Consider the following 23,393-nt stretch of genomic DNA (forward strand, 5'->3'; position numbering starts at 1 on the left):
CGACCGCAACCCCCGTTAACTCGCTAGGGTATTGCGTTCGGCAGAAAACTCGACGAACTCTGTAAATGGTCAAAGAACCATTTGATTAGTGGGCTAAATTGCGGGATCAGCTGAGACTGAACCCAGGCTTCGCTTTGAGAAAACGCCGTAAAGGAATCGAGGAAAAACAGCAGAGCAGCAACAATCAGCACACCGCGCAGCGCACCGAAGCAGATACCCAGTACGCGATCTGTACCGGAAAGCCCCGTATGTTTAACCAAAGACCCAATCACATAGTTAACGATAGCACCCACAATTAGCGTCGCAACAAACAACGCGGCAATGGCAATGGCATTACGTATCAGCTCGTCCTGAAACTGCGTAAAGTAGACCGTCAGGTAGGGATAAAAACGACTGGCGACAAAAAACGCCGCAACCCAGGTCACCAACGACAGCGCTTCACGAACGAACCCACGAATCAGGCTGACCAGAAGAGAAAAGGCAATAACGCCGATAATGACATAGTCAACCCAGTTCAGCATACCCACATCCATGCAGTGACGTAAAACTTCATACAATTTACCTATACAAAATACTACGCCGTCGCGTTGCGGCGCATTTTACCAGAAAAAGAAAACGTTTGCGTATCGATTTTATCGGTAAGCAAACGTTACCGTGCAGTTGTATATGCTTTAACCTGCCCGCTGAGGCCCGTCAGGCGATTAAGCTCCGGCAAAGCAGACTCCAGCTTCTGTTTTGACGGGTCAGGCCCAACGATAAGGCGCGTCACTTTACCCTGAACCGGCGTGGCAGGAATAGTGTAGACCCGATATCCCGACAGGCGCAGCGTTGCCACCAGCTCATTAACCCTGTCTGCATTCTTTAACGCACCGAGCTGAACAATATAGGCCTGCCCGACAGGCGCCTTTTCCTGAGGCTTGTCTACTGGCTTATCTTTGGGCTTGTCCTTAGGCTTCTCAGCTTCCGGCTTAGTCACCGGCTTCGCCTCGGCAGGTTTACTTTCCGGCTTTGTTGACGCTGTGGTACCTGTTGCGGTCGCGCCTGCGGTGCCTGCTGTTGATGTTTCTTTTGGCGGAGACGTTGGCGGTGCGGTATCTGGCGGGGTCGTTCCCGCTGTTTGAGCAGAAGCGCCCTGTCCCTGTTTGTCATCGGAACTACCGCTGGCCGCTGGCGGTGTCTGCGGCAGGTTATGGTTCACCGACGGTAAAATTTCGGTATTCTGATCGTCACCCTCTTTGGGCACCAGCGGAATAGAAGCAAACGTGTCTTCATAGTGCTTCTTTTTACCATCAAACAGGTTGGGCAGTACGATCACGCCAATGGCGACAATAATAACTGCACCAACCAGCCTGTTTTGAAACTGACTAGCCATGCTGTTCTCCCTCTGACTGTGCTTCCATCACGTGAGCAACGGTATGAAACGAGCCGCAAACCACAATAGTGTCTTCGGGGCGCGCATCTTTCAGCGCCTGCTGCCAGGCCTGTGCCACGTCGGTAAATATTCTGGCGCCGGGTAGATGCTCGGCCAAAAGTTCGGCCTTGGCGCCGCGAGGCCCCTCAAGGGGAGCGCAGTACCAGATGTCCACCTGAGGCTTCAGGCATGCCAGCGTGCCTGCGATATCTTTATCCGCCAGCATCCCCACTACGGCATAAACGCGACCGCCGGATTTTGGCAAAGACGACAGGCGCTGAGCTAGATAGGCCGCCGCGTGGGGATTGTGGGCCACGTCTAAAATTCTCAGCGGCTTCTCGCCGATGGTCTGAAAACGGCCGGGTAGCGATGCCTGCGTTAATCCTTGACGAATAGCGTCAGGCTCAACGTTCAGCCCAGAATAGCAAAGCGCCGCCAGCGCCGTCGCCGCATTCGGCAGAGGAACCAAGGGTTCCGGCAGGTTATCCAACTCAATATCCTTTGATTGCCAGCGCCATACGCCTTCTCTAGGCTCATCAAACGACCAGTCCACTCCACGCCGATAAAGAGTCGCTCTCGTCTCTGCGGCAACATCAGCAATAGAGCTTGGCATGTCCGGCTCGCCCACTACCGCAGGCTTATCAGCACGAAAAATACCGGCCTTTTCTCGGCCAATGGCTTCGCGATCGGCGCCAAGCCAGTCGGTATGGTCTAGCGCGATGCTGGTAACAACGGCAACGTTAGGGTCAACAATATTTGTGGCGTCCAGTCGACCACCCAGCCCTACTTCCAAAATCACAGCATCAAGCCCTGCGCGCTTAAACAGATCTAGCGCGGACAGCGTGCCAAATTCAAAGTAGGTCAGGGATGTGCTTCCTCTCCCCTGCTCAATGCGGGAAAAGGCCTGACTGTGTTCACTCTCCGCCAGCTCTACGCCCTGAATTCTCACCCGTTCGGTATAGCGTACAAGATGAGGAGAGCTATAAACGCCGACGCGTAGCCCCTGCGCCATAAGAATCGCTTCCAGCGTGCGGCAGGTGGTTCCCTTACCGTTGGTGCCAGCGACAGTGAAAATAAAGGGGGCAGGATGAAGAAGATCGAGTGATGCCGCGACGGCACGAACGCGCTCCAGTCCCAGTTCAATAGCCTGACTGTGCAAGCGCTCAAGATAGTAAAGCCACGCGGCGAGAGGCGACGTGGCTTGAGGTATGTCCAGCTCTTTCATGATTCCCGTTCACTTAGCTACGGTTTCACCCATCGGCCCGAACGCTCGGGCCGCTGATTGACAGTTTGTCGCGAACGAGCCGAAAAACTATTCGGCGGGCTGTTCGGGCTTCGCCACCGTTTCCGGCTCATCGCTTTCGGCGACAACGATCTCATCACCCTCGTGAGGCTGAGGCTGATGCGTCATCTTGGCCAGCAAACCCGCCAAGCGGTCGCGCATTTCTGTCCGACGAACAATCATGTCGATTGCGCCTTTCTCGATCAAAAACTCACTGCGCTGGAACCCTGGAGGCAGCTTCTCGCGAACGGTCTGTTCAATAACGCGAGGACCGGCAAAACCGATAAGCGCCTTAGGCTCGGCAACGTTGACGTCACCCAGCATAGCCAAACTTGCCGATACACCGCCCATCGTAGGATCGGTCAGAACGGAGATATAGGGAAGCCCGCGTTCCTGCATTTTCGCTAGCGCTGCGCTGGTTTTCGCCATCTGCATCAGTGAGAACAGCGACTCCTGCATACGAGCGCCGCCGCTGGTAGAGAAGCAAACTAAAGGACAACCGTCTTCCAGCGCCTGTTCAACCGCTCTAACAAAGCGAGCGCCGACAACGGACGCCATAGAGCCGCCCATAAAAGAAAACTCAAACGCGGCAGCAACGACAGGCATTCCGTGCAGAGTGCCCTTCATCACGACCATGGCGTCTTTTTCGTTAGTCTCTTTCTGAGCCGCAGACAGACGATCTTTGTATTTTTTAGAGTCTTTAAACTTCAGCAGATCCTTGGGCTCAAGCTCACTGCCCAACTCCGTTTCGCTGCCTTCGTCTAGGAAACTGTGTAAACGCGCGCGCGCGGTGATGCGCATATGGTGATCGCACTTCGGACAAACTTCCAGATTGCGATCCAGTTCGGCGCGATAGAGCACCTGCCCACAGCTGTCGCACTTGGTCCACACCCCTTCAGGAATACTGGCCTTGCGCGTAGGCGTGCTGCTTTTACTTAAAATTCTTTCAATCCAGCTCATGATGACCTTTCTGTTTAAATCGGCGACTCGCAGGCCTCGCTGCCAGACGAAAATCGTTCTTTAGCAGCGACAGCCGGTGTCGAACACAAAGACGCCGTCCATTAAACCATATCACCCCGACAGAGTGGAATAAAACTTGTCGGAGCCCCACATTCTCAACGTAATTTGTGCAGCGTTCGTTGTTTTACTGTACGTTTTTGTTCTTCGCTGCCGCCCTGCGGTGACGCAGCACCTCTATAACACCGGGCATAATAGAAATAATGATAATCGCAACAATCAGCAGTTTCAGGTTCTCCTGCACGATTTTCAAATCGCCGAAAATATATCCTGCATAGGTGAACAACACAACCCAGACCACTGCGCCAATCACATTATAGGCGGCAAAGTGACGATAGCTCATATGCCCCATTCCCGCCACAAAGGGCGCAAATGTCCGCACAATGGGGACAAACCTCGCTAAAATAATGGTTTTTCCGCCGTGGCGTTCGTAAAAGGCGTGGGTTTTATCCAGATAGCTTCTCCGAAAAATTCGGGAATTAGGGTTTTTAAACAGCCTCTCCCCAAACAGCCTGCCAATCGTATAGTTCACCGCATCACCGATAATAGCGGCAGTAATCATTAATAGCGCCATAAGGTGTACGTTAATATCGTTACCCGGCAGCGCAGCAAGTGCACCGGCGACAAAAAGCAGGGAGTCACCGGGTAAAAACGGTGTCACCACCAAACCGGTTTCACAAAACAGAATCAAAAACAGAATGCCGTAAACCCACATACCGTAGTTTTCAAAAATCTGCGCCAGATGCACATCGATATGCAGGATAAAATCAATCAGATAGGTAATGTATTCCATAACGGGATTTATTCACCAAGATCGTTATTCAAAAATAGCGGCCCAATAGGCAATGCAGGAAGCGCAAAACGCTCTGGATAGTCCACAGAAACCAGATACAGGCCTTCGGCCTTAGCCGTTGCCGCCGCCTGAGTGCGGTCCTTAGCCGCCAACAGCTCCGCCATCCAGCCTTCTTCCTGATTACCGCAGCCGATTTCCAACAGGCTGCCAACAATGTTCCTCACCATATGGTGAACAAACGCATTGGCCTTTATGTCTACCACGACGTAGGGCCCGTGTCGCGTGACCTTTAAATGATTTACATTCCTCCACGGCGTGCGGGACTGACACTGCACTGCGCGGAAAGAAGTGAAGTCATTTTCTCCCAGCAGACTCTGCCCAGCTCGGTGCATACGCTCTTCATCCAAAGGCAGATGAAAATGACTCACGCCGCGCCCGAGAATCGCAGGCCGCAGGCGGTGATTATAAATAATATAGCGGTAGCGGCGAGCCGTTGCGCTAAACCGCGCGTGAAAATCCGGCTCCACGTTTTTTACCCACCTTACGGCGATGTCCGACGGGAGATTGGCATTAACGCCCAGCGTCCAGGCCACGTCTTTTCTTTGCACCTCGGTTTCAAAGTGCACTACCTGCCCAGTCGCATGCACGCCAGCATCGGTTCTTCCGGCACAAAATACGGTGACGGGGCTGTTCGCAACCTGGCTCAGCGCTTTTTCCAGCTCGCCCTGAACGCTGGCAACTTCCTGTTGACGCTGCCAGCCATAATAACGGCTGCCGTCATACTCAATGCCTAACGCAATCTTCACGCCTGAAGACATCAGTACAGGTACTCCCGAACCAGGCTCTCCGCAGTTTTCACCGCCATCAGCGCGCCGCCAAAGCGGACATTATCCGCCACAGACCAGAATTGCAGGCGTTCCGGCTGGCCGTAGTCACCGCGCAGGCAGCCAATACTCAAATGCGGGTTTCCCGTCGCGTCGCCAACCTGAGTCGGGTAGTCGCCCTCTTCGCTGAGCTGAATGTCATCAGCGCCTTCTAAGGCCTGAGTGGCCTCTTCAGGAGACATTTCTCTCATGCCTTCAAAATGGACTATCTGCCCGTGACCGTAGAATACCGATGACAAAACGCATGAAACGGATACAGGTAAAGTGTCGTCCTGAAGAACTTTACGTACTTCATCTACCGCGCGACGCTCTTCAGGCACGCTGCCTTCTGCATCCGGCATAAGGGGAAGCAGGTTAAATGCCAGCTGCCGTGTAAAAATGCCCTCTTCTATCGGCAACCCGTTGAGCAGCTTGGCGCTTTGCCCTGCAAGTTCATCCACTGCCGCCTTACCGTAAGAAGACGCAGCCAGCATCACCGTGGCCTGTAGACGGGCGAGCCCAGCAGCTTCAGAAAGCGGTTTTACTGCTGTTAACAGTTGAGCCGTCAGGCTGCCAGCAACGGAAATAATGTTGCGGTTTCGGTACTCAGACAGCGCAGAGTCGTTAACACCAGGGACAACCAGTGGCACGTCAGGCTCCAGCGCGAAAATGCCGCTGCTATCGATAACAATGCAGCCATCGTCTGCTGCCGCTTGCGCATAGCGTAAAGACGCCTCCGAGCCCGCAACGAAAAATGCCATTTGGGCTAAAGACCAGTCAAACTCTGCCGCATCCTGTACGATATGACTCTTGCCATTAAAGCGAATATTTTCACCGGCTGAGCGCTCGCTGGCTAAAAGATAGAGCTCGCCAACGGGAAACTCGCGCTCTTGAAGCAGTTCGAGCAGCGCCTCACCCACAGCACCGGTTGCGCCAAGAACAGCAATTTGCCATCCGTCAGTCATACAGAATTCTCCGAAAATAAATAAACAGAATAGATAGTTAAAGCGTCATTACACAGAAACGCAACAACAGAGGCCTTTCAATAAAAAGCCTCTGTTTTCTTTATTTGCTGCGTAGATTACAAGAGCGAGGTCGTAAATCCCAACTGCCTCAGACGTTCTGCCGTTTCCGCGCTATCGCACTCTACCAGCAGTGAGGACCACTCTCGGCGCTCAACGTACTCTTTTCGCAGGCGGTCAAACTCGCCCTTGATGCCAGCGGCTCTGCGTAAAGGGCCATCATCGCGGCGAACATCATACACTAAATGCACCAGTCGTTTTAGCCGAGCTTCATCAAGCTCGCCACAAAAGCGAATTCGGTTAAACTCAGCCTGAGGCAGCAGCGACGACAGCGTGATTCGCTCTGGTCGACCTAGATACTCACTGAGTGCCTGATAAATCTGCGTAGTACCGCGTGCTTTGCCTTCTAACGAGTAGCCAGCAATATGGGCTGTGCCGATATCCACACGGTGCAGCAGCGGCACAATCAAATCGGGCTCCGGCTCCCAGACGTCAAGCACGGTATGAAGCTTTTTGCCTTTTTCCAACGCCCTAAGCAACGCAATATTATCAACCACGGCCCCCCGGCTGGCGTTAATCAAAATCCGCCCATCGGGGAGCGAAGAGAGTAAACTGTCATCAGCCATGTGAAAGGTTTTATACTCGCCGTCTTTAATTAGCGGCGTATGGAACGTCAGCACGTCCGCCTCTTTCACCAGTTTTTCCAACGGCCAGAAGGTTTCTCCATCGCTATTCTTATCGCCATTTTTCTCACGAGGAGGATCGCACAGCAGCGTTTTGACCCCCATAGCACTCAGGCGATTGTTCAGCCGCGATCCCACGTTACCTACGCCTACGATGCCAACAACCTTGTCCTTAAGGAGAAAGCCGTCGCGCTCGGCCAGCGTTAGTAAAGAGGAGATAACGTATTCCACTACGGCGATCGCGTTACAGCCGGGGGCACTGGAAAAACCAATGCCGTGCTGCTTTAGCCAAAGGTTGTCGACATGGTCAGTGCCTGCGGTCGCTGAACCGACAAACTTCACTCCCGTGCCGCTCAACAATTCGCCGTTAACCTTCGTCACCGAACGCACCATCAGGACGTCCGCACCATTGAGTCTTACAGGCGTCAAACCGCGCCCAGCAACAAGCTCCACCTCTCCCAGTCGCCCAAAAAGCTCTCGGGCATAGGGCATATTCTCATCCGCCAGAATTTTCACATTCGCATTCTCTTGTAATGTCCGCTCCCTGGGAAAACCACAGCTCAGACAGTGAAAAAAGTCTCAGCAGCACAAAAAGACGACCGTTCAGGCAACCGTCTATATTCTGTCAGTCACATCGCGTAACCCTTATACGCTTATACGATTGTCAACCAATTGGGTACAATGCTAATTCAGTACACTGTTATTTCAGTACACTGTTATTTCAGTACACTGTTATTTCAGTACAATGTAATGAAGAATGGCTCGAAAGTACATGGATGCAGAACGATTTGTCCGCCCTGCTCCTGCGCTCTGGGGCGTTTCTCCCCCCTCTTTCAACCTTCACTAATTTCTTTTTACGGAGCGAAATATGAAGCGTGCAGTCGTCGTCTTTAGCGGTGGTCAGGACTCAACAACCTGCTTGATACAGGCTCTGGCCAACTATGATGAAGTACACTGCGTCACTTTCGATTACGGTCAGCGCCATCGTGCAGAAATTGACTGTGCAAAAGCTCTTGCCCTAAGCCTGAAGGCTGCGGCACATAAAGTCATGGACGTCAGTCTGCTTAACGAACTTGCTGTCAGCAGCCTAACCAGAGACAACATCCCTGTACCGGCACAGGTTGAAGACGGCGTTCCCAATACGTTCGTGCCCGGTCGAAACATTCTGTTTCTGACACTGGCCGGCATCTATGCCTATCAAATCAAGGCTGAGGCCGTTATCACCGGCGTATGCGAAACCGACTTCTCCGGCTACCCAGACTGCCGAGACGAGTTTGTCAAAGCGCTTAACGTCGCCCTGCGCCTTGGTATGGACTACGATCTTAAACTAGTTACACCGCTAATGTGGCTCAACAAAGCCGAAACCTGGGCTCTGGCTGACTACTATGATAGCCTCGACCTGATACGCCACCAGACACTAAGCTGCTATAACGGCATTCAGGGAGACGGCTGTGGAGAATGTGCCGCCTGTCGCTTAAGGGCGAATGGCCTTAACCGCTATCTGGAAAACCGGCCGGTCATTCTGAGGGAGGTCAAGCAGAAGCTCGCCCTCCCGTAACGGAAACGCGCTACAGCTTCAGGCGAGAAAGATTGCGCTCAACGGTAGCAAGCCCAATGCCGGGAACGTCCTGAAGCTGCTCAATGCTGGAAAAAGGCCCATTCTGCTCGCGGTAGTTCACAATGCTCTGCGCTTTTTTCAACCCAATACCCAGCATCACTTCCGACAGCGCCTCCGCCGTTGCCTGATTGATGCTGACCTGCTCGTTTATCAGCGCCTTTTTTCCTTTGGCTGCGGCAGGCTGTTCCACTGTAGTGGGCGGCGTCGACGCTGCCTCCGGCTGACTCTCTTGTGCATATGCCAGGCTCGAAAACAGCAGAGAACCGGAAAATAGAACCGTCAATAGTGTTGAAACCGATTTTTTCATTGTATGACTCCTTCTCATTGGATTAATGAATGCGCCGCACGCTGCGGCAGGAGTACATTGCGGGGATCGGTAAAAATGAACAATCAGCAAAATATAAATATGGAAAAGGCCGCGAAAGCGGCCTTTAAGAGTTGAACTACGTTACATCAGGATGCGAGTCGCATCGCATTTATTTGATGCCCGCAGCCTCACCAATTTTGATTTTTGCCTTAGCCCGCAGACTGCCAAGCAGAGCATCAAGGGTAGCTTCACCGGCCTGCTTAGCCAGCTGTGTGGTCACAGCCTTCGCCTGCTCGCCTTCCAGCTTGCCCGCTTCTACCGTATCCAGAGCGACGATCAGCACGTTACCCTTCATATCGCTAGCCACGCCGAATTCCGGCTTGCTGTCCTTCGGTAACGGCATTGCAAAAACTGCATCAGCAATTTGCGCATCGTCTGAGAAACGGGTTACGTCCTGACGGTCACCAAACTTCACACCGGCAGCAGCCAGAGCCGCATCACCAGTGCCGCCCTTCAGAGCAGCGATCAGTTCCTGCGCCTGCTTGCGAGCCATTTCAGCAACGTTCTGGCGCTTAAGCAGCGCGGTAATTTCAGCAGAAACGCTGTCAAACTCTTTTACCGCTTCAGGGCGATGCTCTGCAATTCGCAGCATAAAGGCGCGATCGCCTTCAACGCTAATCAGATCGGAGTTTTGCCCCGGGGCGCCGTTGCCGCCGAAGAGGCTGCCGTCAAATATAGTCTGCACCACTTCAGGATAGTTAAGCTGCTGCGGTACGTCTTCACGAGTAAACCAGTCGGTCTCAACCACTTTCAGGCCAGAGGCTTTAGCAGCACCGTCCAGAGACAGGCGATCGTTGGCGGTTGCATCCATGATTTTAGACTGAAGGTCTTCAAACTTCTCGTAAGATTTGTCCTGCATCAGAGCCTGGGTAATCTCGGACTTCACGCTCTCCAACGGCTTCTCTTTCGAGGTTTCGGTACCGTTTAAACGAACCACAAGGTAGCCAAGATCGGAACGGATCACATCAGACAGTTGCCCGTCGGCCGTTAGCTTCGCTGCCAGAATGTCGTCTGGGATCGCAGTAGTTTCCAGCCATCCAAGATCGCCACCTTTGGCGCCAGAGTCTTTATCGATAGACTTCTCTTTTGCCAGTGTAGCGAAATCTGCCCCTTGCTTAAGCTGTTCAACAACAGCCTTAGCGTCACTCTCTTTCTCAAGCACAATCACGCTGTAGTCAAAGCGAGGCTTCTGAATAAACATTGGCTTGTTTTTCTGATAGAAGTCGGCAATTTCCTGCTCGCTCACCGTCAGGCCTTCGCTCAACGACGCTGCGTCAACTTCAATGTAGCTAACCTTTACGGTTTCTGGTGTGGTAAAGCGCGCTTTGTTCTGGTCATAGAACGCTTTTACCTGCTCAGCGGAAGGCTCAGCCTCTTTCTTTTCTGCCAGAGCGGTCATGTTGACAGGCGCCAGTCGAACGCCTCTCTTTTGCTGGATAAGCGCAGCAGCAGACTCAGCCTCTGTCGGTAGTGCAAAGTCGCTACCTGCGAAAGCGCGAACAATCTGCTGAGACAGCAGCTGCTTGCGCATAATTTCTGCGTACTGCTCCGGCGAAACCATAATGCGGTTCAGCAGGTCACGGTACTTCTCGTTGTCGAATTTTCCGTTAGTGAAAAAATCGGGAGAATTCTGAATCGCCAGCTTAACCTGATCGTCACCAATCGCCATGCCCAGACTGGCAGCGTACTGGTCGATAAGCAGGTCGTTAATCATGCGGTTCAGCACGTCCTGACGCAGCTGCTTCATATAGTCTTCGTTTGCCATCAGCTGGGAAAAGTTTTCACCAAGCTGTTGCTGAAGGCGGCTGCGCTCGTTATTAAAGGATTGCTCAAAATTCGCGCTACTGATTTCCTGCCCGTTGACTTCCGCCACGTAGTTTTCAGAACTGCCCAAGTAGCCGCCAACGCCGGTTAAAACAAACGACAGCATAATCAAGGCCAGAAGAACTTTAAGCACGACGTTATTAGAAGCCGCGCGTAGATTGTCCATCATAGGGTGACAACTCTCCGCTGTATTAAGTCTACATCATGAAACACCAGCAACATTGCCAACCCTATGGGGTGCTCTCAGCGGGCAATGGGGGTTTCTGTTTACGTTCGCCTTTTAAAAGGCACAAAAAAAGCGCATCAAATTGATGCGCTCCTATTCTACCAGTTCATTGCCGGAAGGTAATGCTCTACCGGGCAAAAACGGGAAAAATCTTAGTTCACGGCATCCTTCAGGGCTTTGCCCGGACGGAAAGCTGGCACTTTGGCTGCAGCGATTTTGATTTCTTTGCCAGTTTGCGGGTTACGACCGGTGCGAGCAGCACGCTCACGAACGACGAAAGAACCAAAACCAACCAGAGAAACTTGGTCACCGCTTTTCAGTGCTTCAGTGACTGCGTCAATGATGGCGTCTAATGAACGGCCTGCGGCTGCTTTAGAGATATCCGCTCCAGAAGCGATACGTTCAATCAGTTGTGATTTATTCACTATAAAATCCCCTTTACGATAAATTGTCGTCCCTGATTCGTGATAGGGATACGACACAGTTACATCAAGTAAAACAAGCGATAGCCTGCTAACCTGACAGGCTAATTTAACGGCACATAAAAAAACTGGCAAGAGAGAAATCTCCTGCCAGCCCCAGTTTTATCCAGAATATTTGCTCTACATCACTTTTTTGCCTTCTTGGCAGCCACTGGGCGAGCCCCGAACGGCGGGTTTTGCAGCGCGATCTCCAACACTTCTTCGATACGCTCAACCGGATGAATATCCAAATCGGCAATCACGTTATCAGGAATCTCTTCCAAATCACGTTTGTTTTCCGCTGGAATCAGAACGGTTTTAATGCCTCCTCGGTGAGCTGCCAACAGTTTTTCTTTCAGCCCGCCAATGGGCAGCACCTGACCGCGAAGTGTAATTTCACCGGTCATCGCCACGTCGGCACGTACTGGGTTACCCGTCAGGCAGGAAACCAGCGCGGTGCACATTGCCGTACCGGCGCTTGGGCCGTCTTTCGGCGTTGCGCCTTCCGGCACGTGAACGTGAATATCGCGCTTCTCGTAGAAGTCTTCGTTGATGCCGAGCTTTTCTGCGCGCGCACGCACAACCGTTAGCGCAGCCTGAATAGACTCCTGCATCACCTCACCCAAAGATCCCGTATAGGTCAGCTTACCTTTACCCGGCACACAGGCGGTTTCGATGGTCAGCAAGTCGCCACCCACTTCCGTCCATGCCAGGCCAGTCACCTGACCCACGCGGTTTTCGCTGTCTGCGCGGCCATAGTCGAAGCGCTGAACGCCCAAAAACTCTTTCAGGTTGTCAGCGTTAACGATGATGTGCTTCACCTTCTTGTTCATCAGCAGCGTTTTCACCGCTTTACGGCACACCTTGGAGATTTCACGCTCAAGGCTACGCACTCCCGCTTCTCGCGTGTAGTAGCGGATCATCGCGATAATGGCGGAATCCTCCACGGACAGCTCGCCCTTTTTCAGCGCATTGCGCTCAAGCTGCTTCGGCAGCAGGTGCTGCTTGGCGATATTGAGCTTTTCGTCTTCCGTATAGCCGGAAAGGCGAATCACTTCCATACGATCCAGCAGCGGCGCAGGGATGTTCATGGAGTTTGAAGTCGCCACAAACATCACGTCGGACAGGTCGTAGTCTACTTCCAGATAGTGGTCGTTAAAGGCGATGTTCTGTTCAGGATCGAGCACCTCCAACAGCGCAGAAGCCGGGTCACCGCGCATGTCAGACGACATTTTGTCAATTTCGTCCAGCAGGAACAGCGGGTTTTTCACTCCCACTTTCGCCATTTTCTGAATCAGCTTACCCGGCATAGAGCCAATGTACGTGCGACGGTGACCGCGAATCTCCGCTTCATCACGCACTCCACCCAGCGCCATACGGACGTACTTACGCCCGGTCGCGTTAGCGATAGACTGCCCCAGCGAGGTTTTACCTACGCCCGGAGGCCCAACCAGACACAGGATTGGCCCTTTGATCTTGCTGACGCGACTCTGTACTGCCAGATACTCAAGGATACGGTCTTTAACGCGATCCAGCCCGTAGTGGTCGGTATCCAGCACTTCTTGAGCTTTGAGCAAATCTTTTTTCACTTTGCTGCGCGCGTTCCACGGCACCTGAATCATCCAGTCGATATAGCCGCGAACCACGGTCGCTTCTGCGGACATCGGCGACATCATCTTCAGCTTTTGCAGCTCAGCTTCGGTTTTTTCCTTCGCCTCTTTCGGCATTTTTGCCGCTTCAATCTTGCGCTTGAGCGTCTCTATTTCATCCGGCGCATCGTCCATTTCGCCCAGCTCTTTCTGAATGGCCTTCATCTGCTCGTTCAGATAGTACTCGCGCTGGCTTTTTTCCATCTGCTTTTTCACGCGGTTACGAATGCGCTTTTCTACCTGCAGCAGATCGATTTCAGACTCCATCATCGCCATCAGGAATTCCAGACGCTCACCGATGTCAGCCATTTCCAGCACAGTCTGCTTATCACTCAGCTTAAGTGACATATGTGCGGCAATGGTATCGGCCAGCCGAGCAGGATCCTCAATGCCATTTAGCGACGTCAGAACTTCCGGCGGGATTTTTTTGTTCAGCTTGATGTAACCGTCAAACTGGTTAATCGCCGTACGGATAAGCACCTCTTGCTCCTGCTCATCCAGCCCGACGCTGGGCATATACTCCGCCTGTGCCGAAAAGTGTTCACCGTTGTCGCTGAGTGCGGTGATTTTGGCGCGCTGTAGCCCTTCCACCAGCACTTTCACTGTACCGTCAGGCAGCTTCAACATTTGCAGAATAGAGGCGACGGTCCCTACGTTGAACAAATCGTTCACGCCGGGTTCGTCCATCGTGGCGTCCTTTTGGGCGACCATCAAAACCTTTTTATCCTGCTCCATCGCCGCTTCAAGGCAGCGAATAGACTTTTCTCTGCCGACAAACAGCGGGATCACCATATGTGGATAAACCACGACGTCTCTCAGAGGCAGCGCAGGGATTTCAATGCGTTCGGAACGCTCAGCATTCATAGAACTCTCTCTTTGTTCGCTTTCACCGACGGGCTGTCGACAAAAAGTGGGATATGTTAATCACATGATACATGATGAGTATATGGGGACGACGGATTGACATTCAACCGTACATAAAGAGAAAAAGTCTCCGAACCGCGTTCAATGGCATAGAGCCTTATTTAACAGGGGATTATCAGAAGAGTAACGTAAGCAAGCGGCTGGCGAACGTAATAAAAAAGCAGAGCTTTCACTCTGCCTTTTTTATTAACGAGAATGCCCGAAAGCGTTTGGGGTATAAAACTACTCCCCTGCCGCCTGCGCTTCCTGCTCGGGCTGACCGTAAATCAGCAGCGGTTGAGACTGCCCTTCGATAACAGATGCATCGATGACCACCTTCTCAACGTTTTCCATTGAGGGAATGTCGTACATCGTATCCAACAGTGCGCCTTCAACGATAGACCGCAGGCCGCGAGCGCCGGTTTTGCGCGCCATGGCTTTTTTCGCAATCGCCCGAAGCGCCTCTTCACGGAACTCCAGATCGACGCTTTCAAGGCGGAACAGCGCCTGATACTGCTTGGTCAGTGCGTTTTTCGGCTCTTGCAGGATCTGCAACAGTGCGGCCTCATCCAGCTCGCTCAGCGTTGCCACAACCGGCAGACGACCGATGAACTCAGGGATCAGACCAAACTTGATCAAGTCTTCAGGCTCGACCTGCTTGAGCAGCTCGCCTTCGGTCGATCTGTCTGACGGATTTTTCACTTTCGCCACGAAGCCAATGCCCGCACCGGTTTCTACCCGACGATCGATCACTTTATCCAGCCCTGCAAACGCACCGCCGCAGATAAACAGAATCTTAGAGGTATCTACCTGCAAAAACTCCTGCTGCGGGTACTTGCGACCACCCTGAGGAGGCACGGAAGCTACGGTTCCTTCAATTAGCTTCAGCAGCGCCTGCTGTACGCCTTCGCCGGACACGTCACGCGTAATAGACGGATTGTCAGACTTTCGGGAAATCTTGTCGATTTCGTCGATATAGATAATGCCGCGCTGGGCCTTCTCTACGTCGTAGTCGCACTTTTGCAGCAGCTTTTGAATAATATTTTCGACGTCTTCGCCCACGTAGCCGGCTTCCGTCAGCGTTGTGGCGTCGGCCATAGTAAACGGCACGTCAAGGAAACGCGCCAGCGTTTCCGCTAGCAGGGTTTTACCGCTGCCGGTAGGACCAATCAGCAGGATGTTGCTTTTGCCCAGCTCAACGCCGTCGTTGCTACTGCCGTTACGCAGTCGCTTGTAGTGATTGTATACCGCAACCGCCAGCACCTTTTTCGCCTGCTCCTGACCGATAACATAATCGTCCAGGTGATGGCGGATTTCGTGCGGCGTCGGCAGTGAATTGCGCTCTCTGTGCGGAACGATCTCTTTAATCTCTTCGCGAATGATGTCGTTACACAGATCGACGCACTCATCGCAGATATACACCGACGGACCGGCAATCAGCTTACGTACTTCATGCTGGCTTTTGCCGCAAAAAGTACAGTAAAGCAGCTTTCCTGAACCGTCTTTGCCTTTATCTGTCATCAGCAAACCTCTTAAATTTCATCTTTTCTTTTGCATCCTGCGCCAAAAGCCCCAGCGAGACAAGGAGCATACCGCCTATTGCTGCGGTATGCCTCGCCTTTTTCATGCGGTTTCTGAATTCCTATATGGCGCCTGCCAGAGGAATTACAAGCGTGTGGTCAGAATTTCGTCCACCAGCCCGTACTCTTTGGCTTCTTGCGCCGACATGAAGCGATCGCGGTCGGTATCTCTTTCAATGATCTCGAAAGGCTGACCGGTATGCTGCGCCATCAGTTCATTCATGCGACGCTTCGTCTTAACGATTTCCTCAGCGTGGATCTGAATGTCTGACACCTGCCCCTGGAAGCCTCCCAGCGGCTGGTGAATCATCACGCGGGCATTCGGCAGGCAGAAACGCTTGCCTTTAGCGCCTGCGGTCAACAGGAAAGAGCCCATTGAGCACGCCTGCCCCAGACAAATAGTGCTGACATCCGGCTTGATAAACTGCATGGTGTCGTAAATCGACATACCGGACGTGATCACGCCGCCCGGCGAATTGATATAAAGATAAATGTCTTTTTCCGGATTTTCCGCTTCCAGAAACAGCAGCTGGGCGACAATCAGGTTAGCCATATAGTCTTCAACCTGACCGTTAAGGAAAATGATGCGGTCCTTTAACAGACGGGAATAAATATCGTAAGAGCGCTCCCCTCGGGAAGTTTGCTCAACCACCATTGGTACTAACGCCATATTTGGCTCCATGCCCGATGAAAAATTGTCTTGATTACCACTGTAGGACATTTGTGTCTCCCGATAAAAAATGGCCCGGAAACAGAGCCTCCGGGCCATATTTGCAGAAGTATAGTGATTAAGTCAACTATTAACCTGCATCCACAGTCAGCCTTATGCTGCCGGAGTCTGATTCATCAACTCGCTGAATGACATGGCTTTTTCAGTGACTTTGGCGCCAGCCAGCAGAGTTTCCACTGCGACTTCTTCCAGCGCCACGTTGCGCATGTTGTTCATCAGCTCGCTGTTCTTATTATAGAACTCAATCACCTCTTGTGGATCTTCATAAGCAGAAGCCATTTCTTCAATCAGCGCGCTAACGCGAGCCTGATCGGCTTTCAGCTCATTTTTACGGATCACTTCACCCAGCAGCAGACCGACCTGAACGCGACGCTTAGCCTGCTCTTCGAACAGTTCGCGCGGCAGCTCCATTGCCTGCTGTTGGTTACCGCCAAAGCGCTGAGCAGCCTGCTGACGCAGAACGTCAACTTCGCTGTCGATCAGAGAAGAAGGGATCTCAACGTCGTTAGCCTTAACCAGACCGTCGATAACCTGAGTCTTAACGCGGTTACGGATAGCGCCTTTCAGCTCGCGCTCCATGTTTTTGCGCACTTCGGTCTTCAGACCGTCCAGTGAGCCATCTGCAACGCCGAAGCGAGAAACGAATTCAGCAGTGAACTCTGGCAGTTCGCGCTCTTCTACCTTCTTGAGCACGATAGCGAACTGTGCCGCTTTGCCCTTCAGATTTTCAGCGTGGTAGTCTTCAGGGAAGGTGACGTCGATAGTGAACTCGTCGCCCTTCTTGTGACCAACGATGCCTTCTTCAAAACCTGGGATCATACGACCCTGCCCCATAGCCAGTGCGAAATCACTCGCCTTGCCGCCTTCAAACTCTTCGCCGTCGATGGTGCCAGTGAAGTCAACGGTCACTCGATCTTCTGCTTTAGCGTCAGTATCGATGTCTTTCCAGGTTGCCTGCTGCTTGCGCAGGGTGTCCAGCATGGTGTCGATGTCTTCTTCTTTTACTTCAACAACCGGCTTTTCAACTTCAATCGCGTCCAGATCTTTAAGCTCAACTTCTGGATACACTTCGAATTCAACGCTGTATTGGAAATCTTCACCCAGCTTGTACTCGCCTGGAACGTACTTCGGCGCGCCAGCAGGATTGATTTTTTCTTTGATGATGGCGTCAATAAAGTGACGCTGCATCAGCTCGCCCAGCACGTCCTGACGCGCGGAAGCGCCGTAGCGCTGAGCGATAATGTTCATTGGCACTTTGCCCTTGCGGAAACCGTCGATACGCACTTTCTTGGCGATATCAACCAGCTCTTTCTTGACAGCTTCTTCAATCACGTCCGCTGCGACGTTAATTGACAAACGGCGCCCTAGGCCTTGAGTTGTTTCAACTGAAACTTGCATCTTGTTACCTCAAAAAATCACAGTGCTCGGTCAACTCCAGAAGCCGCTTTTAGTCGACGCGCTGTCAGACCAATAGCACCTCTTAAGACCGGGAAGGCCGCACGGAACGGAACCTAATCCCTTATCGTCAGAAGCATCCCGAATGAAGTCAGGAAAAATAGACGCCGCATTATAGCCGCGCATTGTGCATGAGTCGAGAAAAGAGAGGCGCTTAGCGGCGATAAATCGCAATTTTGCGTTCTACCACGCGTTCTTATGACACCGCTAAAACCGTAATTCTGCAAAAAACAGCGCAGAGTACGTTTACCATCAACGCTTTTCTCACTTACCGCCGCTAGCCTTTACAGACAGGTGAGTCAGGCACATCATCTTGAGCGCTTTCCCACTCCTGTGGCGTATAAGTATGCAGCGCCAGCGCGTGTACCTGCTGCGCCATCTCTTCCGCCAGTAGTCGATACACCATTTGATGGCGAGCTACCGGGCGCTTGCCCTCAAACTCGGCTGATACAACGATAGCCTTAAAGTGCGTCTGTGAGCCCGGCGGCACGTGATGCATATGGCTTTCGTTAACCACTTCGATAAACGTCGGCGACAGCGCCGACAGCTTTTGTTCTATTTGCTGTTGCATCATTTAAACAGACTCCCCCTTTTATCTACCCGCAAAACGGTCAGTATTTCGGGACTGACTTCCCCCTTCGGCCTAGACAAACGGCATCTGGCGCAAGAAATGCATCATAGCCGTTTTCCCGACACTGTGCGTAAAAATCCGCGCATTTCCCTCACAGTCATTGGCGTTTACGCCCTAAACAGAGAAAAGTGCGCGACTTAACCTACACTTTCCTCTTTTCCAGACCGAGAGCAGTGATATGATATGCCCTGCTCGTGATGGGCATCCGCGATCTGGTCGCGGCAGCCACCAGCGCTACCCTGTTTTTAAAGCCGCTGTTTTTGTTAGAACATATTTTGTTAGAACATATAACAGCGGAATGAAATGGACTCCCAACTGACGATAATAAAGGCTTACCGTGAGAAAAATGACTTTATCCCAACGCCTGCTTTTTCCCCTGCTGGCGCTGTTTATTTTAGCCGGTTGCTCAACGCGTCCTAACACGACGCTGAACATCAATCCTGAGATGACGCTCCCCCAACAGGATACTAGCCTGATGGGCGCAACAATTAGTCTGGTCAGCGACGACCAGCGTCAGGATCCGTCTTTAGCCAAGCTTAATCGCGACGGTCAACTGCTTAGCCTGACGCCGTCTCGCGATATGCGCTTCCTGATGCAGGAAGTGTTAGAAAAGCAGCTGCGCGCTCGCGGCTACATGGTCGGCCCTGAAGGCAGCGTCAACGTGCAAGTGGTGATCAACAACCTGTTCGCTGACGTGCAGGAAGGCGATCTGCGCTACAACATCTCTGCCAAGGTCGATATTTCTATTATCTGTCAGGCGAAAAGCGGTGCAACGCAGACCAAAAACTTCCGCTCTACGCACAACGTCAAGGGCGCCTTCAGCGCAACCAATAAGAATGTGGAAAACGTGCTTAACGATGCGCTGACCTCCACCATCAAGGAAATGGCTGAAGATACCTCCATCAGCGACTTCATTCGCCAGAACGCGCGCGGCTAACTGCCAGCATGTCTCTCCCGCCGTTTCGGCGGGGAGACGGCAACATTATGACAAATCACTACTTTAAAGCGTTCACCGAACGTAACGCCGCTGTGCTTCTGCTGCTGGGCTTCGCCTCCGGTCTGCCTCTTGCTTTGACCTCCGGCACGCTTCAGGCCTGGATCACCGTCGCCGGAATGGACGTCACCACCATCGGCTTCTTCTCGCTGGTCGGTCAGGCCTACGTCTTCAAGTTTCTTTGGTCGCCGCTGATGGACCGCTATCGTCTACCGTTTCTCGGTCGGCGCCGCGGCTGGATGCTATTAACCCAAATTGCACTGGTTGTTCTGATTTTGGCGCTGGGCTGCCTAACGCCGCAAAGCGATCTTTGGCTGATGGCGGCTATCGCCATGCTGATCGCCTTTTTCTCTGCCTCACAGGACATTGCCTTTGACGCCTATAAAACCGATGTGCTCAGTGCCGAGCAGCGCGGTAACGGCGCGGCTATCTCCGTACTGGGCTACCGGCTAGCGATGCTGGTATCCGGAGGTTTGGCGCTGTGGATAGCCGACTACTATATTGGCTGGCAGAGCACCTATTGGCTGATGGCGTTACTGATGGTCGTCGGCATTATTGCTACCCTGTGGGCCAGAGAACCAGACACTACGCCATCGCCCAAAACGCTCAAGCTGGCGGTGGTTGAGCCGCTGAGAGACTTTTTTGGCCGCAATAACGCTTGGCTCATTCTGCTGTTAATTATTCTGTACAAAATGGGAGACGCCTTCGCCGGCAGCTTAAGCACCACGTTTCTTATTCGCGGAGTTGGTTTTCTACCCGGAGAAGTGGGACTGGTCAACAAAACGCTGGGGCTGTTCGCCACTATTATCGGTGTGCTGATCGGCGGCATTCTAATGCAGCGCCTGACGCTGTTTCGCGCCCTAATGCTATTTGGCATTTTGCAGGCGCTCTCCAACTTCGGCTACTGGATACTGGCGGTAACCGACAAAAGCCTTGTCACTATGGGCAGCGCTATTTTCTTTGAAAACCTGTGCGGAGGTATGGGTACAGCCGCGTTTGTGGCTCTGCTGATGACTCTATGCAACAAGTCGTTTTCTGCCACTCAGTTCGCTCTGCTTTCCGCACTGTCTGCCGTTGGTCGAGTCTATGTCGGCCCCGTCGCGGGCGTGCTGGTGAAGCACTACGACTGGGCGATCTTTTACCTGTTCACCATTGTTGCTGCCGCTCCGGGGCTTTTTTTGTTGGCCGTCTGTCGCCAAACGCTGGAACACACTCAGCAGACTGGCAGTTTCCTGCGCAAGAAACACAACGTCCGTGGCTACTGGTGGGCTATTCGACTAGTGGCCTTCGGCGCACTGCTACTGCTGCTTTGGCTGGCTCTGCTGTTAGTCTCGTACCTGACCAACGGCTCCGAGTTGATTGACCTTATTCAAAGCATTCTGGCCTATCTCGGACTTACGCTATGCCTGATAGGCACGGCAATAGGCTGCCTGCTGGACTACCTGTCCGTCCGGCAGTCCAGCCGCGCCGAGTTGCGAAATCCGTAAAAAAATGGCATCGCTTTCGATGCCATTTTTCACTCTTATCTCTACCCGTCCTACCGAACCGCCCTTTCTCTCAAGCGGCAGCTGCTTTCAAACTACTTCTGCCCGTAGTAAGCATTCTTACCGTGCTTACGCAGGTAGTGCTTATCCAGCAGCTCCTGCTGCATATCCCCCAGCTCTGGGGTCAGCTGCCGAGTAAACAGGTTCATGTAGGCAATTTCTTCCAGCACGACGGCGTTGTGCACCGCGTTGTCCGGCGAAGTGCCCCAGGCAAACGGACCGTGGGAGTTTACCAGCACGGCAGGAACGTCTTTTGGGCTGATGCCGCGAGACATAAAGGTATCAACGATAACGTTGCCCGTTTCCAATTCGTAGTCGCCTTCAATCTCTTGCGGCGTCATACGACGAGTACAGGGGATCGCGCCGTAGAAGTAGTCAGCATGCGTGGTGCCCCATGCGGACAGATCCCGCCCCGCCTGTGCCCAGATGGTGGCGTGACGTGAATGGGTATGCACAATGCCACCAATTTCAGGAAATGCTCGGTACAGCGCCAAATGGGTATCCGTATCAGAAGACGGCTTTTTGCTGCCTTCAACGACCTTTCCCGTATCTAGGCTAACTACAACCATATCCTCGACACCCATGTGTTCATACTCAACGCCGGACGGCTTGATCACTATGACGCCGTTTTCGCGATCGACACCGCTAACGTTACCCCAAGTAAACGTCACCAGATTATGGCGAGGTAGCGCCAGATTGGCTTCCAGCACCTGCTGTTTTAACTGTTGATACATGGTTCATATTCCAAATGTCGTAAAATGCCAAGGCTAAGCGCCGGATAACCGACGCTTAGCCCTCTAAAAATCCATCTGTTAGCGGCACAGCTTGTAATAAACTTCGTTCCAGCGGATCTCGTTCTTAAACGCTGGAATTCGCGTGTCATTGTCGATAACCAACAGTTCAATGCCGCACATTTCTGCATAAATGCGCAGGTGCTCGACGTCCAGTGCCTGAGTAAAGACTGTGTGGTGGGCGCCGCCCGCCAACAGCCAGGCTTCGACCGCCACGTCCAGTGAAGGATGAGATTTCCACAGCGCGCTGGCTACCGGCAGTTTCGGCAGCGCGTGCGGCGCTGTTACCGTATCAACAGTATTTACCAGCAGGCGGAATCGATCGCCGATGTCTATCAGGCTGGCGTTTAGCGCAGGCCCCGCCGGAGCGGTAAAGATTAGTCGAGCCGGATCGTCCTTGCCGCCAATGCCCAAGTGCTGTACGTCAAGCAGCGGCTTCTCTTCGCTGGCAATCGACGGACACACTTCCAGCATGTGGGATCCCAACACCAAGTCGTTACCCGCCGCAAAGTTATAGGTGTAGTCTTCCATAAAGGAAGTGCCGCCCTTCAGGCCAGAGGCCATCACCTTCATAATGCGCAGCAGCGCTGACGTTTTCCAGTCACCTTCGGCGCCAAACCCGTAGCCCTGCTGCATCAGGCGCTGTACGGACAGCCCCGGAAGCTGCTTAAGGCCATAGAGGTTTTCGAACGTCGTGGTAAAGGCGCCGAAACCGCCGCGTTCAAGAAACGTTTTAATCCCCAGTTCAATGCGGGCTGCATCAATCAGGTTAGCGCGCTTGGCTCCGCCCACTTTCACTACGTCAGTCAGACGGTAAGTAGCCTCATACTCGTCAATCAGCGCGTCAATGTCCCCTTGAGAAACGGCATCCACAACGGAAACCAAGTCCCCTAATCCATAGCCGTTTACCGCATAGCCAAAAGCGAGTTGTGCAGACACTTTATTGCCTTCGGTGACCGCCACTTCGCGCATGTTATCGCCAAAGCGCGCAACTTTCAGGTTTTGGCTTTCATACAAACCGGCCGCCACTCGCATCCATCGGTCGAGCTTTTGATGAACGCGCTTGTCCTGCCAGGAACCCACTACCGACGTAAACTCGCGGCGCATGCGGGCGCCAATAAAGCCGAACTCGCGACCGCCGTGAGCAGTCTGGTTCAGGTTCATAAAGTCCATATCGATGCTATCCCAAGGGATCTCATTGCGGTACTGAGTGTGCAGCTGTAGCAGCGGCTTTTCCAACACGTTCAGGCCGCCGATCCACATTTTGGCGGGAGAAAACGTGTGCAGCCAAGTAACGATACCCACACAGCTTTTCTGGTAGTTGGCTTCCCGGCACACGGTCAGGATTTCATCCGGCGTGGTAGCCAGAGGCTTCATCACCAGTTTGATAGGCAGCCCCGCCTCTTTATTTAGGCCATCGACCACTTCCTGCGCCTGAGAGGCAACCTGCTTGAGCGTTTGCGGCCCATAAAGATGCTGACTGCCGACAACGAACCAGACTTCTAACTGACTAAAAACACTCATATCGACTCCTCTCGGACGGGCGCGG

Annotated in this window: 21 protein-coding genes; 3 read left to right on the forward strand and 18 right to left on the reverse strand. The window is 52.8% G+C overall.

Features of this window, described 5'->3' with window-relative positions:
- Positions 1-23: 23 nt before the first annotated feature.
- From cvpA to pdxB, 8 genes are all read right to left on the reverse strand, one after another.
- Complete coding sequence (gene cvpA, locus DQM29_RS11280) at positions 24-518, reverse strand: colicin V production protein (RefSeq protein ID WP_111742074.1); 495 nt, start codon at positions 516-518, stop codon at positions 24-26.
- 131 nt (positions 519-649) lie between these two features.
- On the reverse strand, positions 650-1,372 hold the full coding sequence (gene dedD, locus DQM29_RS11285) for a cell division protein DedD (protein WP_111740782.1): 723 nt from the start codon (positions 1,370-1,372) through the stop codon (positions 650-652).
- A complete protein-coding gene (folC, locus tag DQM29_RS11290) occupies positions 1,365-2,636 on the reverse strand; it encodes a bifunctional tetrahydrofolate synthase/dihydrofolate synthase (protein WP_111740783.1) in 1,272 nt (423 codons plus the stop codon). Before folC ends, dedD begins: the two co-directional genes overlap by 8 nt.
- Before the next feature lie 87 nt (positions 2,637-2,723).
- Positions 2,724-3,653 (reverse strand): acetyl-CoA carboxylase, carboxyltransferase subunit beta, encoded by a 930-nt coding sequence (gene accD / locus DQM29_RS11295; RefSeq protein WP_111740784.1) that lies wholly within the window; start codon positions 3,651-3,653, stop codon positions 2,724-2,726.
- A gap of 184 nt (positions 3,654-3,837) precedes the next feature.
- On the reverse strand, positions 3,838-4,503 hold the full coding sequence (locus DQM29_RS11300; RefSeq protein ID WP_111740785.1) for a DedA family protein: 666 nt from the start codon (positions 4,501-4,503) through the stop codon (positions 3,838-3,840).
- Positions 4,504-4,511: 8 nt separating this feature from the next.
- On the reverse strand, positions 4,512-5,321 hold the full coding sequence (gene truA, locus DQM29_RS11305) for a tRNA pseudouridine(38-40) synthase TruA (protein WP_111740786.1): 810 nt from the start codon (positions 5,319-5,321) through the stop codon (positions 4,512-4,514).
- Positions 5,321-6,331, reverse strand: coding sequence for an aspartate-semialdehyde dehydrogenase (locus tag DQM29_RS11310; protein ID WP_111740787.1), 1,011 nt, complete (start codon positions 6,329-6,331; stop codon positions 5,321-5,323). The genes truA and DQM29_RS11310 overlap by 1 nt, the downstream gene beginning before the upstream one ends.
- A 116-nt stretch (positions 6,332-6,447) precedes the next feature.
- Positions 6,448-7,587, reverse strand: coding sequence for a 4-phosphoerythronate dehydrogenase PdxB (pdxB, locus tag DQM29_RS11315; protein ID WP_111740788.1), 1,140 nt, complete (start codon positions 7,585-7,587; stop codon positions 6,448-6,450).
- Positions 7,588-7,939: 352 nt separating this feature from the next.
- Between pdxB and queC the strand changes: the two genes are divergently transcribed.
- The gene (gene queC, locus DQM29_RS11320; RefSeq protein WP_111740789.1) at positions 7,940-8,629 is read left to right on the forward strand and encodes a 7-cyano-7-deazaguanine synthase QueC; all 690 of its coding nucleotides are present in this window, start codon (positions 7,940-7,942) and stop codon (positions 8,627-8,629) included.
- 10 nt (positions 8,630-8,639) lie between these two features.
- On the opposite strand, the gene DQM29_RS11325 is transcribed toward queC, so the two are convergent.
- The 8 genes from DQM29_RS11325 to DQM29_RS11360 form a co-directional block, all read right to left on the reverse strand.
- A complete protein-coding gene (locus DQM29_RS11325) occupies positions 8,640-8,996 on the reverse strand; it encodes a ComEA family DNA-binding protein (RefSeq protein ID WP_111740790.1) in 357 nt (118 codons plus the stop codon).
- 169 nt (positions 8,997-9,165) lie between these two features.
- On the reverse strand, positions 9,166-11,049 hold the full coding sequence (gene ppiD, locus DQM29_RS11330) for a peptidylprolyl isomerase (RefSeq protein ID WP_111740791.1): 1,884 nt from the start codon (positions 11,047-11,049) through the stop codon (positions 9,166-9,168).
- 209 nt (positions 11,050-11,258) lie between these two features.
- Entirely contained in the window at positions 11,259-11,531 is a 273-nt protein-coding gene (hupB, locus tag DQM29_RS11335; RefSeq protein WP_111740792.1) for a nucleoid-associated protein HU-beta, read from the reverse strand.
- Between the two features lie 182 nt (positions 11,532-11,713).
- A complete protein-coding gene (gene lon, locus DQM29_RS11340) occupies positions 11,714-14,080 on the reverse strand; it encodes an endopeptidase La (protein WP_111740793.1) in 2,367 nt (788 codons plus the stop codon).
- 282 nt (positions 14,081-14,362) lie between these two features.
- Entirely contained in the window at positions 14,363-15,640 is a 1,278-nt protein-coding gene (gene clpX / locus DQM29_RS11345) for an ATP-dependent protease ATP-binding subunit ClpX (RefSeq protein ID WP_111740794.1), read from the reverse strand.
- Between the two features lie 144 nt (positions 15,641-15,784).
- Positions 15,785-16,420 (reverse strand): ATP-dependent Clp endopeptidase proteolytic subunit ClpP, encoded by a 636-nt coding sequence (gene clpP / locus DQM29_RS11350; RefSeq protein WP_111740795.1) that lies wholly within the window; start codon positions 16,418-16,420, stop codon positions 15,785-15,787.
- Between the two features lie 102 nt (positions 16,421-16,522).
- Entirely contained in the window at positions 16,523-17,827 is a 1,305-nt protein-coding gene (tig, locus tag DQM29_RS11355) for a trigger factor (RefSeq protein WP_111740796.1), read from the reverse strand.
- A gap of 334 nt (positions 17,828-18,161) precedes the next feature.
- A complete protein-coding gene (locus DQM29_RS11360) occupies positions 18,162-18,458 on the reverse strand; it encodes a BolA family protein (RefSeq protein ID WP_111740797.1) in 297 nt (98 codons plus the stop codon).
- 403 nt (positions 18,459-18,861) lie between these two features.
- Between DQM29_RS11360 and DQM29_RS11365 the strand changes: the two genes are divergently transcribed.
- Both DQM29_RS11365 and ampG read left to right on the forward strand, forming a co-directional pair.
- Entirely contained in the window at positions 18,862-19,452 is a 591-nt protein-coding gene (locus DQM29_RS11365) for a YajG family lipoprotein (protein ID WP_111740798.1), read from the forward strand.
- A gap of 47 nt (positions 19,453-19,499) precedes the next feature.
- The gene (ampG, locus tag DQM29_RS11370) at positions 19,500-20,996 is read left to right on the forward strand and encodes a muropeptide MFS transporter AmpG (protein ID WP_111740799.1); all 1,497 of its coding nucleotides are present in this window, start codon (positions 19,500-19,502) and stop codon (positions 20,994-20,996) included.
- A 92-nt stretch (positions 20,997-21,088) separates the two neighbouring features.
- Here ampG and araD read toward each other — a convergent pair whose 3' ends face one another.
- Positions 21,089-21,787, reverse strand: coding sequence for an L-ribulose-5-phosphate 4-epimerase (araD, locus tag DQM29_RS11375; RefSeq protein ID WP_111740800.1), 699 nt, complete (start codon positions 21,785-21,787; stop codon positions 21,089-21,091).
- Between the two features lie 78 nt (positions 21,788-21,865).
- Positions 21,866-23,368 (reverse strand): L-arabinose isomerase, encoded by a 1,503-nt coding sequence (araA, locus tag DQM29_RS11380; protein WP_111740801.1) that lies wholly within the window; start codon positions 23,366-23,368, stop codon positions 21,866-21,868.
- Positions 23,369-23,393 lie beyond the last annotated feature (25 nt).

The organism is Leminorella richardii (genome assembly GCF_900478135.1).
GTDB classification, from domain to species: domain Bacteria; phylum Pseudomonadota; class Gammaproteobacteria; order Enterobacterales; family Enterobacteriaceae; genus Leminorella; species Leminorella richardii.

Excerpts from the sequence above, each read along its gene's own strand:
- dedD (WP_111740782.1), bottom strand. The coding sequence starts at position 1,372 with ATGGCTAGTCAGTTTCAAAACAGGCTGGTTGGTGCAGTTATTATTGTC.
- folC (WP_111740783.1), bottom strand. The coding sequence starts at position 2,636 with ATGAAAGAGCTGGACATACCTCAAGCCACGTCGCCTCTCGCCGCGTGG.
- accD (WP_111740784.1), bottom strand. The coding sequence starts at position 3,653 with ATGAGCTGGATTGAAAGAATTTTAAGTAAAAGCAGCACGCCTACGCGC.
- DQM29_RS11300 (WP_111740785.1), bottom strand. The coding sequence starts at position 4,503 with ATGGAATACATTACCTATCTGATTGATTTTATCCTGCATATCGATGTG.
- truA (WP_111740786.1), bottom strand. The coding sequence starts at position 5,321 with ATGTCTTCAGGCGTGAAGATTGCGTTAGGCATTGAGTATGACGGCAGC.
- DQM29_RS11310 (WP_111740787.1), bottom strand. The coding sequence starts at position 6,331 with ATGACTGACGGATGGCAAATTGCTGTTCTTGGCGCAACCGGTGCTGTG.
- queC (WP_111740789.1), top strand. The coding sequence starts at position 7,940 with ATGAAGCGTGCAGTCGTCGTCTTTAGCGGTGGTCAGGACTCAACAACC.
- DQM29_RS11325 (WP_111740790.1), bottom strand. The coding sequence starts at position 8,996 with ATGAAAAAATCGGTTTCAACACTATTGACGGTTCTATTTTCCGGTTCT.
- ppiD (WP_111740791.1), bottom strand. The coding sequence starts at position 11,049 with ATGATGGACAATCTACGCGCGGCTTCTAATAACGTCGTGCTTAAAGTT.
- lon (WP_111740793.1), bottom strand. The coding sequence starts at position 14,080 with ATGAATGCTGAGCGTTCCGAACGCATTGAAATCCCTGCGCTGCCTCTG.
- clpX (WP_111740794.1), bottom strand. The coding sequence starts at position 15,640 with ATGACAGATAAAGGCAAAGACGGTTCAGGAAAGCTGCTTTACTGTACT.
- clpP (WP_111740795.1), bottom strand. The coding sequence starts at position 16,420 with ATGTCCTACAGTGGTAATCAAGACAATTTTTCATCGGGCATGGAGCCA.
- tig (WP_111740796.1), bottom strand. The coding sequence starts at position 17,827 with ATGCAAGTTTCAGTTGAAACAACTCAAGGCCTAGGGCGCCGTTTGTCA.
- DQM29_RS11360 (WP_111740797.1), bottom strand. The coding sequence starts at position 18,458 with ATGATGCAACAGCAAATAGAACAAAAGCTGTCGGCGCTGTCGCCGACG.
- DQM29_RS11365 (WP_111740798.1), top strand. The coding sequence starts at position 18,862 with ATGACTTTATCCCAACGCCTGCTTTTTCCCCTGCTGGCGCTGTTTATT.
- ampG (WP_111740799.1), top strand. The coding sequence starts at position 19,500 with ATGACAAATCACTACTTTAAAGCGTTCACCGAACGTAACGCCGCTGTG.
- araD (WP_111740800.1), bottom strand. The coding sequence starts at position 21,787 with ATGTATCAACAGTTAAAACAGCAGGTGCTGGAAGCCAATCTGGCGCTA.
- araA (WP_111740801.1), bottom strand. The coding sequence starts at position 23,368 with ATGAGTGTTTTTAGTCAGTTAGAAGTCTGGTTCGTTGTCGGCAGTCAG.